A 14,836-nucleotide genomic window follows, 5' to 3' on the forward strand; every position below is an offset into this window, starting at 1 on the left:
CTTTTTTCTTTTTTCAGTGGAGAATCTTCCCGGTTGCAAAAAAGTAACCCTCAAACCTTCGCCGATGTTTAGAACCTTCTTTACAAAACTTCAACTTCGCTTGGATCGAATTTGGAAGGTCAATCTTCTTCCATTCTTTCAGAGCAAACGAGTCCGGATCGAAAGACGATTGCAGCCGATTCTTCACGAAGAATTCACCAAAGAACAAATCGTAGATCCGAAACAGGTACAACACCTTCTCTACGAAACCAATCTTCCCTTGGAAAACGGAATTCCTCCGAGGTTTGCGGGTGCGGTCGAAGTGGAAACGAGCGCGTTTGCCGGCGGAAAACAAAAGGTTCGGATGAAACAAAAACTCCATTCGAGTTTTCCCGAACAAACCAAATATCGAATTTGGAAGCTCTTACACAAATCGCTTCTTTCTCTTCATGAAAAACCTTGGAAGAATTTTTTTGCCAAAGCGGAATCCGATCCTTCCGAGATTTCTCATGCACCGGATCTGATGAGCGCGGCCTCGCCGAAACCGTATCATTTGTTTCTTCATTCTCTCGTTCTTTGGGAAGAATTCTATCCTTGGGAAGAATGGAAATCTTCCCTTCCGGTTTCTTGGATTCCGTTCGGAAGTTCCAAGAAGATTAAACTGCGTTACGTTGCGGCTCGTGTTTCTTCTTTTTCGAAACAGGAATTTTACGACGAATCCTATTCTCCCGAACTTGCATTTTGCGATCTTTATGCGTTGGGTTATCTGCGGGAAACTTCGGATAAGAGCGTGGATTTGGAAAACCCGGAATCATATTACTTGGGGACGTTCTTTCCTTCCAAATTAGAAAGAAAGAATCTTCCTCTTTGGTTGAAAGAAAGAAATTTATTTCCTCAGGAATTTCAGTGGAAGAGTTCAGCCAAGGAACAAATATTCAAAATTTTGAATAAAGAAATCCGTTTTAAAATCGAAAGTGAAACTCAGGAGTCCTATGATTCGGAGTTTTTGCAGGTCGGCGGTAGAAAGTTTCATTTAAAGAGCGATTTTTTGGAAGCGCGCTTTTTCCAACGGGCCATTTTGACCGTTCATCCGATGGTTTTCGCGAATCGTTGGTTGAAAGGGTTTTGAACCCGTTTCAATTTAAATAGAATTGATTTTTATTTGCTCAATATTCTTAAAGCCCCCATAACTATAACGTGGCGACGTATTACTTCGCCATTGAGCAATTCGAAAGTATATTTTTTGGATTCAATATTAAAGTTCAAAAGCGTTGCGTCCATCCATCTTCCTTCAAAATGTAAAGCCATATCATTTTCGGATTGCTTTACAAGCTCATAATGAGTTTGAAAACGAACGTTCTTACCTTGAAATTCTTTCCAGTTCTCAAAAGTTACAGTCTGCATTGCATGGTCCTCATCCGACATAATAACTGTTTATATAGATTCTGTCAATAGACGGTCAAAGATTATAAACCTAAAATTTCGCATACTCAGTTATTAATATGTCCTTTAAAGTCGCAAATTCTTCCAGCGCTCCACTCCGGCACGAAACCGGTCTGGACTTTCTCCGAAACCGATTCGAATCCAACCCTCGGTTTCAAAGTCCCTTCCCGGCAAAATGAAAACCCCGCATTGATCCATAAGCGCGTCCGCATAACGCGAAGAATCGATTCCATCCTTCAACTTAACGAAAGATACGACGCCTCCTCCCGGAGGAATAAACGTCGCGATCCCGGGAAGTTCCTTCCAAACACTTTCAAAAATTCGAATATTCTCCAAAAGTGATGTTTTGATCGGAGCGATCAGACGTTCTCGATTTTCCAGAATCTTAAGCGTCAGAAATTCGGAGATCGGAGAAACGGTATGAGTCAGATAATCCTTAAACGAACGGGCCTTTTCGATCAATTCCTTTGGACCCGTGATCCAGCCTATACGAAGCCCCATCACTCCGAAACATTTCGTGATCGAACCCGTGGTTACGGTTTTATTGGTAAGCAAGGCACCCGACCAAGAAAGATCGTTTTGAAAATCCAAAAAACGATAGTGCTCGTCGAATAAGATCCAACCGGGATGTTCCAGAGCGAATTCTTTGATCTTATCCATCTCCTCCGATTTTAAGGAAAGTCCCGAAGGATTTTGAGGATGATTGAAGATCACGAGATTCTTACCGCGCGCAAAAAGTTCCCAAACGCAAAATTCCGGAAGAAAGGAATTCGGATTCTGATCCAAGTATTCCAGAAGAGAAACCGGTTCGAGCACGGCCCCGATCATCTTCGGTATTTCGTATAACGCTTGAAAGGCGGGATCCAAATACGAAACGATCGATCCCTTTTTACAAAGAATGTGAAAGAGGATGTAAAGAGCTTCCCCCGTTCCGGTCGTCACCAAAACCTGATCGGCGTTTAAACCCGGATAGAGTTTTGCAATTTCTTTCCTAAGCGAAAGATCTCCTCGATTGGGAGCGTCTTCCAAAGAAATCGAAGTCAAAACCTCGGAGCTCAGATCCAGTTTGGCAAGAAGTTCGCCCAAGGTGATGTTTCGAATCCCGCTTTCACCGAGATTACAAGGAGCGACCTTTCTATATTTTTCGAGTCTTTCCTCGATCCAGAATTCTCCGGGTTCCATCAAGAGACAAGGGTAAGAACCGCTCCTCCCAAAAGAAATAGAATTGCGAAAAGTCCGAAAGAAATCTGAATCCAGAAATGAATTCGTAAACTACGAAGCCCGATTCGTAAAAAATCCAGATCCTCTCCTTTCGTATCGGTGATTCTTTTAAAGGAAATTCCCGCGCTATAACTCCAAATACCGGTCAATAAAAATAGAATTCCGGGAACGAGAAACAAAACGAGTTTGCTCGTATCGTTGGAAACGAAGGCAGAAAAAAAAGAAACACCGGAAAGACAGAAAAAGGAAAGGGAAGCGAGTTTTAAAACCCTGCTTAAACTTAGAAATTCCTTGTTTTCGTCCTGATTGAATTCGTAAGATTCCATACTTTTAGAATCGGCTAAAATTAGGGTTGAACCTCAGAGAAAGGCGATTTTTATGAATTTAATCCTCTTAAAAAAATAGATCGGAATCCGTAATTTATGAATCATCCCGAATCCTTTATTCAATCCTGGACTCAGGAACCCTTTCCTTCTTCGGTCCGCGAAGAAGCGAATTTTGCTTTGAAAAAATTCTCCCAAGGAGAATCCGGTGCGGACGTGGAAGCGTTTTCGATTCCTCTCGAATTCGGTACGGGGGGAATGCGGGGCCGACTCGGAAACGGAATCGGTCGGATGAATGAATTCACCGTCGGAAGAGCCGCTCTCGGTTTTGTAAGTTATCTTTCCGGGAAAAACAAAAAAGCTTCGATCGTAATCGCATACGACTCGAGAAGAAGATCCAAAGAATTTGCGGAAGTAACAGCGGGGATCGCGGCTTCTCTCGGAGTAAAGGTCATTCTTTTTAACGAGGTCACGCCAACCCCTCTTCTTTCCTACGCGATCCGTTATTACAAAGCGACCGGCGGAGTCGTGATTACCGCTTCGCACAATCCTCCCGATTACAACGGCTTCAAGGCGTATTTGGCGGACGGAGGACAGCTCGTCCCTCCGGATGATAAAAAGATCATTTCAAAAATCGAATCGATCTCCGATTGGAATCAGATTTCCATTCTTTCTCCGAAAAGCGCTCTTTACAAAAAGATGGTTCAAGCCGCCGGAAAGGATTGTTTTGCGTCCTACAAAAAAGAACTTTCGAAAGCGGGAATTCTATCTTCTAAGATCAAACCGAAAGACCGCGCGGCGTTGAAGGTCGTCTATTCACCGTTACACGGAACCGGCGGAAAATCGATGAAGGAACTTCTAAACGGTTTCGGATATAAGAACGTATTCTTAGTCCCCGAACAAAAAGATCCGAACGGAGAATTCCCCACCGTCGAATACCCGAACCCGGAAGAACCCGAAGCGATGGAACTTTCCAAGAAGTTCGCGATCTCCAAAAACGCGCACGCGTTTATCGCGACGGACCCGGACGCGGACCGACTCGGAATCGGAGTCCAAAGCGGAAACGGAGAATACGTTTTATTAAACGGAAATCAGATCGGTTCGATCATGGCCGCTTATCTTTGCGAGAATTACGCGCTCGGCAAAAAGAAAAAGAAAGCCGTTCTCATCAAAACGATCGTGACCACGGATCTTCAGGAAAACATCGCAAAGAAGAATAAGGTAAAATACAAAAACGTTCTTACAGGATTTAAGTTCATCGCTCAGGTGATGGCAAAGATCGACAAAAGCAAAACCGATTTCTTTTTGTTCGGCGGGGAAGAATCCTTCGGTTATCTTCCGGTTTCTTTTGTGAGAGATAAGGATTCTCTTTCTTCGGCTTTGCTTCTGCTTGAAATTCTTACCGAGAAAAAAGATCTGCTCGCATATATGGACGAAATCTATCTGAAGTATGGGCTCTTTCAAGAAAGTCTAAAATCCTTAACTCTGGAAGGAAGCGCAGGCAAAGAAAAGATCCGCAAATCTCTGGAATCTCTGAGAACCGTGGATCTTTTAGGAAAAGAAATCCATCACAGAAAGATCGTGGGAATTCTCGATTACAAAACCCAAACCGCAAAAGGAACCGCTTCGAAATCCGCGTTTGCAGGTTGTCCTTCCTCGGACGTGATTCAGGTCATTCTGGAAGGAAACGCAAAACTTACGATTCGTCCTTCCGGAACCGAGCCGAAGATCAAAATCTATTCTTCCTTTCAGAGTTTAGAGGCTCCGAAGTCTAAGGAAGAGATTTCAAAACTCACCGCGGATCTTCTTTCCGAGATCAAAGCATCCGAAGAAATATTTTTAAAACTGGCAGGACTCTCATGAACGACACGGACATTCACAAGGAACTTTTTCAGCACACGAAAGAATTGGCGGATCATTATCTGCTCAATACGTACGCCCGTTACAATGTCGCGTTTCGTTACGGGGTAAACGAACTTCTTTTCGACTATGATAATAAACAATACATCGACTTTCATTGCGGCGTCGCGGTGACCAATCTCGGACACGCCGATCCCGATATCATCGAAGTCGTTCGTTCCCAAGCGGATAAACTTTTTCACACTTCGAATTTATTCTATTCCGAAGAAGCGGCCAACCTCGCGGAACTTCTGATTCTGAATTCTTTTCCGGGAAAGGTTTTTTTGACCAACTCGGGAACCGAAGCGATCGAAGGAGCGTTTAAACTCGCGCGGAAATACGCGGACTCCAGAAGTATCGTCGATCCTATCATTCTTTCCTTGGAAAAAAGTTTTCACGGAAGATCGGTTTCGGGTATGAGTTTAACCGGTCAGGACAAAATCAGAAAGGGTTACGGAGAACTTCTCAAAGGAATCGAGTTCGTGGAACCGAACAACGACGAGGCGCTTGTCACGGCGTTTGAAAGATACCAGGGAAGAATCGTCGCGCTCATCGAAGAACCGATCATCGGAGAAAGCGGAATCATTCCTTTGAGCAACAGCTTTCTTACCCTTTCCAGAGAGTTGACCGCGGAAAACGAAGCGCTTTTGATCTTCGACGAAATTCAAACCGGAATCGGAAGAACGGGAACGTTATTCGCCTTTGAAACGATGGGATTCGCACCCGATGCGATGACTCTCGCTAAAGGACTCGGTTCGGGTTTTCCGATCGGGGCCTTGATCGTGGGAGAAAAATATCAGGACCTTTTCACACAAGGATCTCACGGTTCCACGTTCGGAGGAAACCATCTCGCGGCGGCGATCGCTTACGAAACGATCCGAATCATTCAAACCAGAGAAATTTTAAACAACGTAAACCTTTGTTCGGACATCGCGTTTACGAGACTCAGAGAGATGAAGGAAAAATATCCTGTGATCTCCGAGGTAAGAGGAAAAGGACTTCATATCGGAGTCGTTTTGAAAGTTCCTTCCCGCCCCGTTGCCGAGGCTTGTTTGGCCGCGGGACTTGTCGTGAACGCGACTGCGGAGAATGTGATTCGAATCATGCCTCCTCTTACGATCTCGTCCGATTTCTTAAATCAAGGATTGGACATTTTCGAATCCGTACTCAAACAAAACTAAAAAGGATCCCAAAAAAGAATGAAGAATGTAGCAGTACTTTCCGGCGACGGAATCGGACCGGAAGTCATGGAGGTTGCCCTCTCCGTTTTGAAAAAGGCGCTCGGTGCAAAGGCTTCCGAGTTTAACTTTAAGGAAGGATTTGTCGGAGGAATCGCAATCGACAAAACCGGACATCCGCTTCCGCCGGAAACATTAAAACTTTGCGAAGAATCTTCCGCGATTCTTTTCGGAAGCGTGGGCGGCCCGAAATGGGAAACCCTTCCTCCTGAAAAACAACCCGAGCGAGGAGCTCTTCTTCCCTTAAGAAAACATTTCGATCTTTTCGCAAACCTCAGACCGGCGATCATCTATCCCGAACTCAAAAACGCGTCCCCCGTTCGTGCGGATATCATCGGAGACGGTTTGGACATTCTGATCCTCAGAGAATTGACCGGAGGAATCTACTTCGGACAACCCAAGGGAAGAGAAGGATCCGGGCAGGAAGAATTCGCATACGACACGATGAAGTATTCCAGACGCGAAATCGAAAGGATTACCAGAGTGGCATTCCAAGCGGCCCGCAAAAGAAATAATAAAGTGACAAGCATCGACAAGGCAAACGTCTTGACTACTTCCGTTTTTTGGAAAGAAGTTGTAATCGATCTGCATAAGAAAGAATTTTCGGACGTCCAATTGAATCATCTTTACGTGGACAACGCGGCGATGCAGCTCATCGTAAATCCGAAACAATTCGACGTAGTTCTATGCGAGAACATGTTCGGAGATATTCTTTCCGACGAGGCTTCCATCATCACGGGTTCGATCGGAATGCTTCCATCGGCTTCCCTCTCCGAATCCGGTTTCGGTTTATACGAACCGTCCGGCGGTTCCGCGCCCGACATCGCGGGAAAGGGAGTTGCCAATCCGATCGCACAGGTGTTAAGCGCCGCATTGATGTTACGCTATTCGTTCTCCATGGAAGAAGAAGCTTCCAAGATCGAAAGCGCAGTCCGCAAAACGATCGCCACCGGCAAAAGAACGAAGGACATCGCGGAAGCCGGATCGACCGTAGTCGGAACCAAGGAAATCGGTCAAGTGATCGAATCCTTTCTCTAATAAGAGGTAAAAAGATATGAAAGCAGGTGTAGCTCCCAACGGAAGACCGTATCAGGTTTTGATCGCCGAGAATTCCAGATTTCAAGCCAAACAGTTGGCGCAGATTCTGGAATCGGAAGGTTATCAAGTGATCGGGTTTGCCGAAAACGGAAAGGAACTCGTAAAACTCTACGACGAACACAGACGTGTGGATCTTATCACGCTCGATCTCAATCTTCCCGTAATGGACGGTTATGCGACCTTCTTTGAAATCAAGGAGAAAGGAGTTCTTCCGAGAATCATCATCGTCTCCGAAGAGAATACTCCCGCGGTTTTGAAAAACCTGATCGACGAAGGCGCGATGGATTATATTCCGAAGCCGGTAAAACGCGAGAAGGTTCTAGAAAAAATCAACGCCGCGATTCAAAAAGTCCCTAAGGTCTAACCTTCTTTCCAAATCAGATTCAGATTTCTTCCGACGTCCTTTTTGCGATGACTGAAGAAATCTGAATTCTCCTCCATCGTGCAGATTCTTTCGGATTGAAACGAAACGACGATCCCATTCTTCTCAAGTCTATGTTGAACGAACAATTCCAAATCGAGTAAAAATTTATCGGCTCCGCTTTGTTTTAAACAATCGGGGAATTCTTTTCGAAACAAAGAAGCTACGTCCTCTCCAACCTCGTATCTAAGTCCGCTCGCGCAGGGACCGAGATAACCGAACAGAGAACCGTCTTTCAAGATCGATTCGTCAAACGCGAGTTTCAAAGTTTTTTCGGAGATTCCGGCTAACGTTCCTTTCCAACCCGAATGAATCGCGACAAATTTCGGGTTCTTGGGCGACCAAAAAAACAAGGGCATACAATCCGCAGTTTTAATACAAAGAACTTGATCCGCTTTTTCTCCGATCCAAGCGTCTCCTTCCTCAAAGGAAAAAGATTCGGAACGATCCGCGTCCCGAATCGTATCCCCGTGAACCTGATTCAAAATAAAGACCGAGGATTCCTCTTTGCCGGTCAACCTTGCGATCGCCATTCTTTGCTCGGAAACTTCCAAAGCGCGGGCGGGAAGTTCTTTTTTTCCCGCGATGAGAATCTTGATTTGCCCCGCACCGGAAATCGGAAAAAAATGAATGAACGCCATCGAATCCGAAACTAAATTCTCCGTTGAAACTTACCAGTGTTAAAGTACGTGATCTAAAGAAACCCTCCGGGAAGACTGGAAAAACTTTCATCCATGAATCAGAATTCTTTTGAAAAACCAAAGGTAAAGATCTGCGGAATCCGGGATCTTACAATCGCCAAGATATGCCTGGAAGAAGGCGCGGATTTCGTCGGACTCAACTTTGTTCCTTCCAGCCCGAGAAAAATCGCTATAAACGACGCGCAAAAAATCGTAGAGTTTTACGCATCGGAAAAGAATTCTCCGAAAGTCGTTCTTTTATTTTATAAAAATTCTTTCGAAGAAATCGAATCGATTCGCTCCGCAATCAAACACGATTTTGTACAATGGGTTTGGGACGACTCCACTCTTGTCGACGCGGACCCGAAAAAACTTTTTGGAGAACCTCAGATCTGTTCCTATCGAGTCACGGCTCCGATCGACGATGAGATTCTCAAAAACGTTCCCGGAGAATTTTTGATCTTGGACAGTTATTCCAAGGGCGCGGGAGGCGGAACCGGAGAAACGTTCAACTGGGAATTCGTTTCCAAGGTCCGGAGAAAGTTTTTATTGGCCGGGGGTTTAAATCCGACTAACGTCGCACAGGCGATCCGATCCGTAAAACCGTTCGGAGTGGACGTGGCGAGCGGCGTGGAATCCGCACCGGGCATCAAAGACAAAGAAAAAGTAATTCAATTTATCAGGAACGCAAGAACCGCTTTATGAGTTTGGAAACCACTGGAACATCCGCAGAATATTGGAGTGATCTCGCAGACGCGTTGAACACCCCGATGATGAAACAATTCCTGGCGATCAAAAAGGATTTCCCGGATACGATTCTATTCTTTCGAATGGGGGATTTTTACGAGATGTTTTTGGAGGACGCAAAAGTCGCCTCTTCCATTTTGGACATCGCTCTCACCAAACGTCAGAATGCGGTTCCTATGTGCGGGATTCCGTATCATTCCAAGGACAATTACATTTCCCGTCTTTTGAACGCGGGAAAAAAGATCGCGATCTGCGAACAATCCAAACCCGAAGAACCCGGTTCCAAGTTGATGACAAGGGAAGTTGTTCGGATCATTACGCCGGGAACGGTCATCGAGGAAAATCTTCTTTCCGGTTTTCAAAATAACTATCTCGCCGTTTTACATCTTAAGAAAAGTCTAATCTACTTTGCGATGGCCGATTTTTCCACGGGAGAATTGTTTTATTCTTCGGCTTCCGTCACAAATCCGGAAAGACTCGTCGCGGAACTCGAAAAGTTCAGACCTTCCGAAATTTGTGTTCCTAGATCCGAACAATCCTTCTTTCAAAATCTGGAATATTTCAAAAGTAGAGAATTCACCCTTTTAAACGAACAACCGGACACTTCGGAAAAGGATCCGTTCCAAATTCTTTCCCGATATTTAAACGAATACATCCGAGAAACCTACCGGGACAACAAACTCGTTTTGAGAGAACCTAGAATTTTGAGCTCCGGTAAATTTTTGGAAATGGATCGGGAAACGATCCTCAATCTCGAACTCGTGGAAAACGAAAAGGAAAAAAATCACACTCTTTATTCCATATTCAATTTCTGTAATACGGCAAAAGGAAAACGTCTTCTCAAACAAAGAATTCTTTTTCCGGAATGCGACGCGGCGGTTCTGTATTCCCGTTGGGAAAAACAGGACATTCTTTTAAAAACGATTCTCGCGCCTCTGGTCACCGCGCTCAAAGACGTCGCGGATCTGGAAAGAATTCTCACCCGCTTTCGGGGAAATCACGCGTATCCGAGGGATTTTCGTTCCATCCTGAATTCGATCTCGACCGGGATGAAACTTAAAAAAGATTTGGAGGCGCTTTCCTATCCGTTTCTCATTCCTTCGGAAGAATTAAAGACGCTTTCGGATTTTATCGAAGAACGCCTGCATCCGGGAGACGATCTTCCGGTCATTTTAGGAAACGGTCCGTTTTTAAAAGCGGGTCTTTCGGCGAAGTTGGATAAGGCGAGAGAGGCTGGCGTAAAAGGAAAGGACTGGATTCTCGATCTTGAAACCGAAGAGAAAAAAAGAACGGGCCTAAATACATTAAAGATTCGTTATAATAAGATCGTCGGTTACTTTATAGAAATCTCCAGAGCGCAAGCCGAACAAGCTCCCAAGGATTATCTCAAAAAACAAACCCTTGTGGGAAGCGAACGTTTTACGACTCCGAAATTGGAAGAGATCGAACGAACGATTCTGGAAGCCGACGAGATCATTCAGGAAATCGAAAGATCGGAATTCAACCGAATGGTCGAAGAGGTTTTGAAATATTCTTCCGCGCTGCTTTCTTTTTCGGAAGAGATCGGCGATTTGGATTTTCAAATTTCCGTTTTGACCGCCAAAGATAAGTTCGGTTGGATTCGTCCGGCTCTTTCCGAGGATCGTTCTTTGGATCTGGGAGATTCGAGACATCCGGTCGTAGAAGCGACTCTTCCGCCCGGTCAAGAATTTATTCCCAACTCGGTTTTTCTCGACACACAGGATAAGGCGATCGCGGTTCTCACCGGACCGAACATGGCCGGTAAGTCCACGTTTATGCGCCAGATCGCTCTCAACCAAATTCTCTTTCAAATGGGCGCGTTTGTTCCAGCGAAATCCGCTCGGCTTCCGATCGTGGATAAACTGTTCACGAGAATCGGCGCAGGGGACAATCTCACAGCGGGAGAATCCACCTTCTTTGTGGAGATGAAGGAAACCGCGAACATTCTCAATCATTATACGGAAGATTCCTTGATTCTGTTCGACGAGGTTGGACGTGGAACATCGACATACGACGGGATGAGCATCGCCTGGTCGATTCTCGAATATCTTTCCTCGTTGCCGATAAGACCGAAGACGATCTTTGCGACCCACTATCACGAACTTACGGAACTTTCCCGTCTTGCGGGAATTTTCAATTTGTATTTGGAAACCTTGGAAAAGGACGACAAGGTTCTTTTTTTGAGAAAGGTAAAGATCGGTAAGGCCAAAAAATCATTCGGGATTTACGTGGCAAAGATCGCGGGAGTTCCCGAACCGATCGTAAAAAGAGCGGCCGAACTTTTAACGGATTTAGAATCCAAAAAGAAAGAGATCCGAATCCAGGAAGCGCAACCTTCCCTTTTTGCGGAGCCGGAAACAAAGAACGCGCCTTCCGTTACGGAAGAATCCATTCTTAAATTGAAACTGGAAGAGATGACTCCGATCGAAGCCTTAAAGACTTTGGAAGAATTTCAAAAGAAATTAAGAAAACAAAAATAAAAGAGAATCCATCGGAGCGAAATCGACCCAATTTAAGATCAGCTTTTTTAAACCTTCTTTCGCGTGAAAGCCGATTCCGATTCCCGCTTCGTTTAACATAAGCGAGTCGTTTGCTCCGTCTCCTACGGCGACCACTTGAGAAGAGGAAATTCCTTCCCGATCGCGGATCATCTTTAAGTATTCGAGCTTTTTATTTTTATCGACGACGTCTCCGACTACGTTTCCGGAAAGACGATCGTTCTCCCTTTCCAAAACGTTCGCATAAACTTCGTCGATTCCGTATCTTCTTTGAAAGATTTCGAGAATGTCGATAAACCCGCCCGAAAACACGGCGGTTCTACTCCCGTTTTCTTTCAGACCTTTGAGAAGATTTTCAACTCCGATGTTTAAGGAAAGTTTCGGATAAAGATCGGTAAAGATGGAAGAGGAAAGTCCCTTTAGATGGGCGCATCTTTTTTTCAAGGCCTCGTGAAAGTCCAGGTTTCCTTCCATCGCTTCCTTGGTTACGGACGCAACTTCTTCGTAAACGCCCGCAAGTCGCGCAAGTTCGTCGATCACTTCCTGTTGGATCAAAGTGGAATCCATATCGAATGCGAAAAAACTTTTCTTTTTCGCATCCAAAAGTTGACCCACTTGCAGAAGATCCGAATTCCTTTTTGCAAACGTTTCTCGTATGGAAAGAAGTTCCGATCGATCCAGTTTCCTTGGAATCTTCCATTCGATACAACTCCAAAGTCCTTGTGTGCGGACGGAAGCGGAAGAAAGCAAAAATCTTTCCTCGGGCTTTAAGGAAACGAAACTTCCCATTCCTAATAGGATTTCTTTTCGAATTTCTTCGGGGTTTTGAGTAAGAATTAAGAGCAAGAGAACCTTTAGAGATAGGGTAAAAGAATCGGTTTTAACTTATCGACCCAGATCTTATACGCGTTTTCGTTAAGATGGATCTTATCTTGTTCCAACCAAAATTCGGGGCGCAAAGCCGGTCGATCCTTTTCCCTGAGCCATTGCCAGTTGTCCAAAAAGACCACATTCTTATAGGATTGTGCGATCGAAACCCAGGTAAGATTGATCACCGGGGAAATACTATTTAAACTCTGCGTACGAACGGGTGGAATTCCCAAAATAACGATCTTCGTATTCGGAAGAGATTTATTGAGTTTATCCAGAATACGAACCAGATTGTTTTCGATCAGATAAAGACATTTTCCGTGAATCAGATCGTTTCCTCCGATCTCCAAAACGATCGCCTTCGGGTTCAAAACGACAACGTCTTCTTCCAATCTTTCCAGAAGAAGTTCTGTCATATCCCCGCCGATTCCACGATTGACCGCGCCCGGAAATTCCTTGGAAAGAATCTCGTTCGGAAATAACTGAATTAGGGAATTTCCTACGAAAACGACGTTTGCCGTTTTGATTCTCTGATTCTCTTCTCGATAGATCTTTCGCATCGTCGACCAGAGATTTCTGTATTGTTCGAATTTTTCGGAGGATCGATAACCGACCCCAGCCCAACATTCGAAGTTGGAGCTGGTATAATCCGTGTATGATTTTTTAATCAGGTAGGAACAGGAAGAGAAAAGAAAAAGCAAAGAAAGCGAAAAGAAATACTTTGCCAAAGACCTTTTACTGCTCCTGCGGTTCTTTCATGTGAAAACGTTTGTGCCAATCCGCGATCTGCGCTTGCAGATAATCTTCCGAGTCGCAAATTCTGAACTCGATCGGATTGTTGGAGGCGGTATCAATCAGCTTGGCTTCTATGTAACCGTTCTTCAGCTTATTGATTTCTATTTTATATTTCATCCATTAAACTCCAGTAATGTCAGATTTTTAGATTGACCCAGGCTTTCAACCGATTCTAAAAAAAACGAAATACCCTTTTTAAGACTCAAAAGAAGAATTTCTAACTCCGACATTTCCATATACTTTTTCAAATTTTTTCTTCGAATTTTCCAAATTGAAAGACGCATAACGTGCATCATCTTGTAAAATCGAAATTTTTATTTTTCGCCTAAGCAGTGTTTGAAACCGAACTCCGTTCTCCAAAATTCCCCCTCGGGACGCTGTCGAATCCGGAATCCGTGTAACAATCTACATTGTCTTCAGACTCAATTTAATAAAAAAAAGTTGCCGGGAAAGCGTAAAAAATACCAAAAACAGGTTTTTTTGGTCGTTTATTCGCACCACAAACTTAAGATTTTTTGAATTTATAGAGCTCCGGGAAATTTTTCTCCGAGTACAGAGAATCGATTTCGGAATCTTCGGGAAGAATTCCCCCGTCCGCGAGCTCCGGAACAAAACCGGCGTCTCGGATCATGGAAATTGTTTCCGTCATCTCCGAACCTTTCACGTTCAGATAACCTGCGGAGAACAAAGAATTTGCCGCAAATAATGCCGTCGCGGAAAGACTTCTGAGATGCCCTTCCCTTCCCGCCGCGATTCTGATTTCCGAGTCCGGATTTACCAAACGGAAAAGACAAAGAATTCTCACACAAAGTTCCGGCGTCAAGACGCTCGGGTTTTTGATCGCGTGTCCTTTTACGGGAATAAAAAAGTTCACCGGAATTGAAATCACTCGAAAGGATTTGAGTTCAAAGGCGACGTCCACGATGTCGCGCAGCGTTTCTCCCATTCCTACGATTACACCGCTACACATTCCGATTCCGGCCTTGGAAACGGAACCGAGCGTTTCCGCTCTTTGAGAATACGTATGTGTGTCGCAGATTTCGGGATAATGATTTTCCGAAGTGTTGAGATTGTGATTGTATCGATCGAGCCCGGCCGCTTTTAAAAGCTGAGCCTTGTCCTCGTCCAGAAGTCCCGCGGAAAGACAGACCTTCATTCCGAGTTCGTTCGTGATTCTTTGAATCGTAGAAGCGAGTTTTTCGGTGGTGGGTCGATTGGGTCCGGTTCCCGAAGTGACCATACAAAAACGATACGCGCCGTTTTCTTTCGCCTTCACGGCGTCTTCGAAGATTTCGGTTTCGGACTTCATCGGATATTCCTGAACACCGGAGTTCGCGTTCTTTCTTTGAGCGCAGTATCCGCAATCTTCCGGGCAGTACCCGTTTTTGATATTGTCTAAAATATGAATTCTTACTTTATTCTCGAAGTACCGATTTCTTTCCTGAAAGGCCTTGTCCAAACAAGTCGTTAACGGAACGGAACCGTTTAGAATCTCGAGGCCTTCTTCTCTTGTGACGACGCTCGGAACTTCGGAGAATATTTTTTCGGCTGTTTTTACTGTTGTGGACATTCTTCAGACAGGTTCAAGCGAGGGAGTTTTCTT

General features: G+C 44.7%; 15 protein-coding genes. 7 read left to right on the forward strand and 8 right to left on the reverse strand.

Features of this window, described 5'->3' with window-relative positions; genetic code table 11:
* Positions 1-64: 64 nt before the first annotated feature.
* The gene (locus LEP1GSC052_RS05820) at positions 65-1,108 is read left to right on the forward strand and encodes a hypothetical protein (protein WP_040913314.1); all 1,044 of its coding nucleotides are present in this window, start codon (positions 65-67) and stop codon (positions 1,106-1,108) included.
* A gap of 29 nt (positions 1,109-1,137) precedes the next feature.
* Here the strand turns inward: LEP1GSC052_RS05820 and LEP1GSC052_RS05825 are convergent, their stop codons facing one another.
* From LEP1GSC052_RS05825 to LEP1GSC052_RS05835, 3 genes are all read right to left on the reverse strand, one after another.
* Positions 1,138-1,383 carry a hypothetical protein gene (locus LEP1GSC052_RS05825; RefSeq protein ID WP_156892108.1) on the reverse strand — a complete coding sequence of 82 codons (246 nt, stop codon included), beginning with the start codon at positions 1,381-1,383 and terminating at the stop codon, positions 1,138-1,140.
* 105 nt (positions 1,384-1,488) lie between these two features.
* Entirely contained in the window at positions 1,489-2,604 is a 1,116-nt protein-coding gene (locus tag LEP1GSC052_RS05830; RefSeq protein ID WP_010574874.1) for a pyridoxal phosphate-dependent aminotransferase, read from the reverse strand.
* Positions 2,604-2,969 (reverse strand): hypothetical protein, encoded by a 366-nt coding sequence (locus LEP1GSC052_RS05835; RefSeq protein WP_020986306.1) that lies wholly within the window; start codon positions 2,967-2,969, stop codon positions 2,604-2,606. The genes LEP1GSC052_RS05830 and LEP1GSC052_RS05835 overlap by 1 nt, the downstream gene beginning before the upstream one ends.
* 96 nt (positions 2,970-3,065) lie before the next feature.
* Here LEP1GSC052_RS05835 and LEP1GSC052_RS05840 point away from each other — a divergent pair, with 96 nt between their 5' ends.
* The 4 genes from LEP1GSC052_RS05840 to LEP1GSC052_RS05855 are packed head-to-tail and all read left to right on the forward strand — an operon-like array spanning position 3,066 to position 7,565.
* Positions 3,066-4,829 (forward strand): phospho-sugar mutase, encoded by a 1,764-nt coding sequence (locus LEP1GSC052_RS05840; RefSeq protein ID WP_020986668.1) that lies wholly within the window; start codon positions 3,066-3,068, stop codon positions 4,827-4,829.
* Complete coding sequence (locus tag LEP1GSC052_RS05845) at positions 4,826-6,046, forward strand: aspartate aminotransferase family protein (RefSeq protein ID WP_020985842.1); 1,221 nt, start codon at positions 4,826-4,828, stop codon at positions 6,044-6,046. The genes LEP1GSC052_RS05840 and LEP1GSC052_RS05845 overlap by 4 nt, the downstream gene beginning before the upstream one ends.
* 18 nt (positions 6,047-6,064) lie before the next feature.
* Positions 6,065-7,141: a 3-isopropylmalate dehydrogenase gene (leuB, locus tag LEP1GSC052_RS05850; RefSeq protein WP_020985569.1), complete on the forward strand. Its 1,077-nt coding sequence runs from the start codon at positions 6,065-6,067 to the stop codon at positions 7,139-7,141.
* Between the two features lie 16 nt (positions 7,142-7,157).
* Positions 7,158-7,565: a response regulator gene (locus tag LEP1GSC052_RS05855; RefSeq protein WP_010574878.1), complete on the forward strand. Its 408-nt coding sequence runs from the start codon at positions 7,158-7,160 to the stop codon at positions 7,563-7,565.
* Here LEP1GSC052_RS05855 and LEP1GSC052_RS05860 read toward each other — a convergent pair.
* On the reverse strand, positions 7,562-8,263 hold the full coding sequence (locus LEP1GSC052_RS05860; RefSeq protein WP_020986411.1) for a purine nucleoside phosphorylase YfiH/LACC1 family protein: 702 nt from the start codon (positions 8,261-8,263) through the stop codon (positions 7,562-7,564). The genes LEP1GSC052_RS05855 and LEP1GSC052_RS05860 overlap by 4 nt on opposite strands.
* Before the next feature lie 93 nt (positions 8,264-8,356).
* On the opposite strand from LEP1GSC052_RS05860, the gene LEP1GSC052_RS05865 reads away from it, so the two are divergent.
* Complete coding sequence (locus LEP1GSC052_RS05865; protein ID WP_010574879.1) at positions 8,357-9,007, forward strand: phosphoribosylanthranilate isomerase; 651 nt, start codon at positions 8,357-8,359, stop codon at positions 9,005-9,007.
* The gene (mutS, locus tag LEP1GSC052_RS05870; protein WP_020986224.1) at positions 9,004-11,550 is read left to right on the forward strand and encodes a DNA mismatch repair protein MutS; all 2,547 of its coding nucleotides are present in this window, start codon (positions 9,004-9,006) and stop codon (positions 11,548-11,550) included. The genes LEP1GSC052_RS05865 and mutS overlap by 4 nt, the downstream gene beginning before the upstream one ends.
* Here mutS and serB read toward each other — a convergent pair.
* From serB to bioB, 4 genes are all read right to left on the reverse strand, one after another.
* The gene (gene serB, locus LEP1GSC052_RS05875) at positions 11,533-12,414 is read right to left on the reverse strand and encodes a phosphoserine phosphatase SerB (protein ID WP_010574880.1); all 882 of its coding nucleotides are present in this window, start codon (positions 12,412-12,414) and stop codon (positions 11,533-11,535) included. The two genes, mutS and serB, sit on opposite strands and share 18 nt — an antisense overlap.
* Before the next feature lie 8 nt (positions 12,415-12,422).
* Positions 12,423-13,166 (reverse strand): GDSL-type esterase/lipase family protein, encoded by a 744-nt coding sequence (locus tag LEP1GSC052_RS05880; RefSeq protein WP_010574881.1) that lies wholly within the window; start codon positions 13,164-13,166, stop codon positions 12,423-12,425.
* Between the two features lie 7 nt (positions 13,167-13,173).
* The gene (locus LEP1GSC052_RS21400) at positions 13,174-13,350 is read right to left on the reverse strand and encodes a hypothetical protein (RefSeq protein ID WP_000875511.1); all 177 of its coding nucleotides are present in this window, start codon (positions 13,348-13,350) and stop codon (positions 13,174-13,176) included.
* A 388-nt stretch (positions 13,351-13,738) separates the two neighbouring features.
* Positions 13,739-14,803: a biotin synthase BioB gene (bioB, locus tag LEP1GSC052_RS05890; RefSeq protein ID WP_010574882.1), complete on the reverse strand. Its 1,065-nt coding sequence runs from the start codon at positions 14,801-14,803 to the stop codon at positions 13,739-13,741.
* Positions 14,804-14,836 lie beyond the last annotated feature (33 nt).

This window comes from Leptospira kmetyi serovar Malaysia str. Bejo-Iso9 (genome assembly GCF_000243735.2).
Lineage (GTDB): Bacteria > Spirochaetota > Leptospiria > Leptospirales > Leptospiraceae > Leptospira > Leptospira kmetyi.

What these genes read in the sequence shown, in the direction of transcription:
- LEP1GSC052_RS05840 (WP_020986668.1), top strand. Translation starts at nt 3,066, where the DNA reads ATGAATCATCCCGAATCCTTTATTCAATCCTGGACTCAGGAACCCTTT.
- LEP1GSC052_RS05860 (WP_020986411.1), bottom strand. Translation starts at nt 8,263, where the DNA reads ATGGCGTTCATTCATTTTTTTCCGATTTCCGGTGCGGGGCAAATCAAG.
- LEP1GSC052_RS05845 (WP_020985842.1), top strand. Translation starts at nt 4,826, where the DNA reads ATGAACGACACGGACATTCACAAGGAACTTTTTCAGCACACGAAAGAA.
- LEP1GSC052_RS05825 (WP_156892108.1), bottom strand. Translation starts at nt 1,383, where the DNA reads ATGCAGACTGTAACTTTTGAGAACTGGAAAGAATTTCAAGGTAAGAAC.
- LEP1GSC052_RS05835 (WP_020986306.1), bottom strand. Translation starts at nt 2,969, where the DNA reads ATGGAATCTTACGAATTCAATCAGGACGAAAACAAGGAATTTCTAAGT.
- mutS (WP_020986224.1), top strand. Translation starts at nt 9,004, where the DNA reads ATGAGTTTGGAAACCACTGGAACATCCGCAGAATATTGGAGTGATCTC.
- LEP1GSC052_RS21400 (WP_000875511.1), bottom strand. Translation starts at nt 13,350, where the DNA reads ATGAAATATAAAATAGAAATCAATAAGCTGAAGAACGGTTACATAGAA.
- LEP1GSC052_RS05865 (WP_010574879.1), top strand. Translation starts at nt 8,357, where the DNA reads ATGAATCAGAATTCTTTTGAAAAACCAAAGGTAAAGATCTGCGGAATC.
- bioB (WP_010574882.1), bottom strand. Translation starts at nt 14,803, where the DNA reads ATGTCCACAACAGTAAAAACAGCCGAAAAAATATTCTCCGAAGTTCCG.
- leuB (WP_020985569.1), top strand. Translation starts at nt 6,065, where the DNA reads ATGAAGAATGTAGCAGTACTTTCCGGCGACGGAATCGGACCGGAAGTC.
- LEP1GSC052_RS05855 (WP_010574878.1), top strand. Translation starts at nt 7,158, where the DNA reads ATGAAAGCAGGTGTAGCTCCCAACGGAAGACCGTATCAGGTTTTGATC.
- LEP1GSC052_RS05830 (WP_010574874.1), bottom strand. Translation starts at nt 2,604, where the DNA reads ATGGAACCCGGAGAATTCTGGATCGAGGAAAGACTCGAAAAATATAGA.
- LEP1GSC052_RS05820 (WP_040913314.1), top strand. Translation starts at nt 65, where the DNA reads ATGTTTAGAACCTTCTTTACAAAACTTCAACTTCGCTTGGATCGAATT.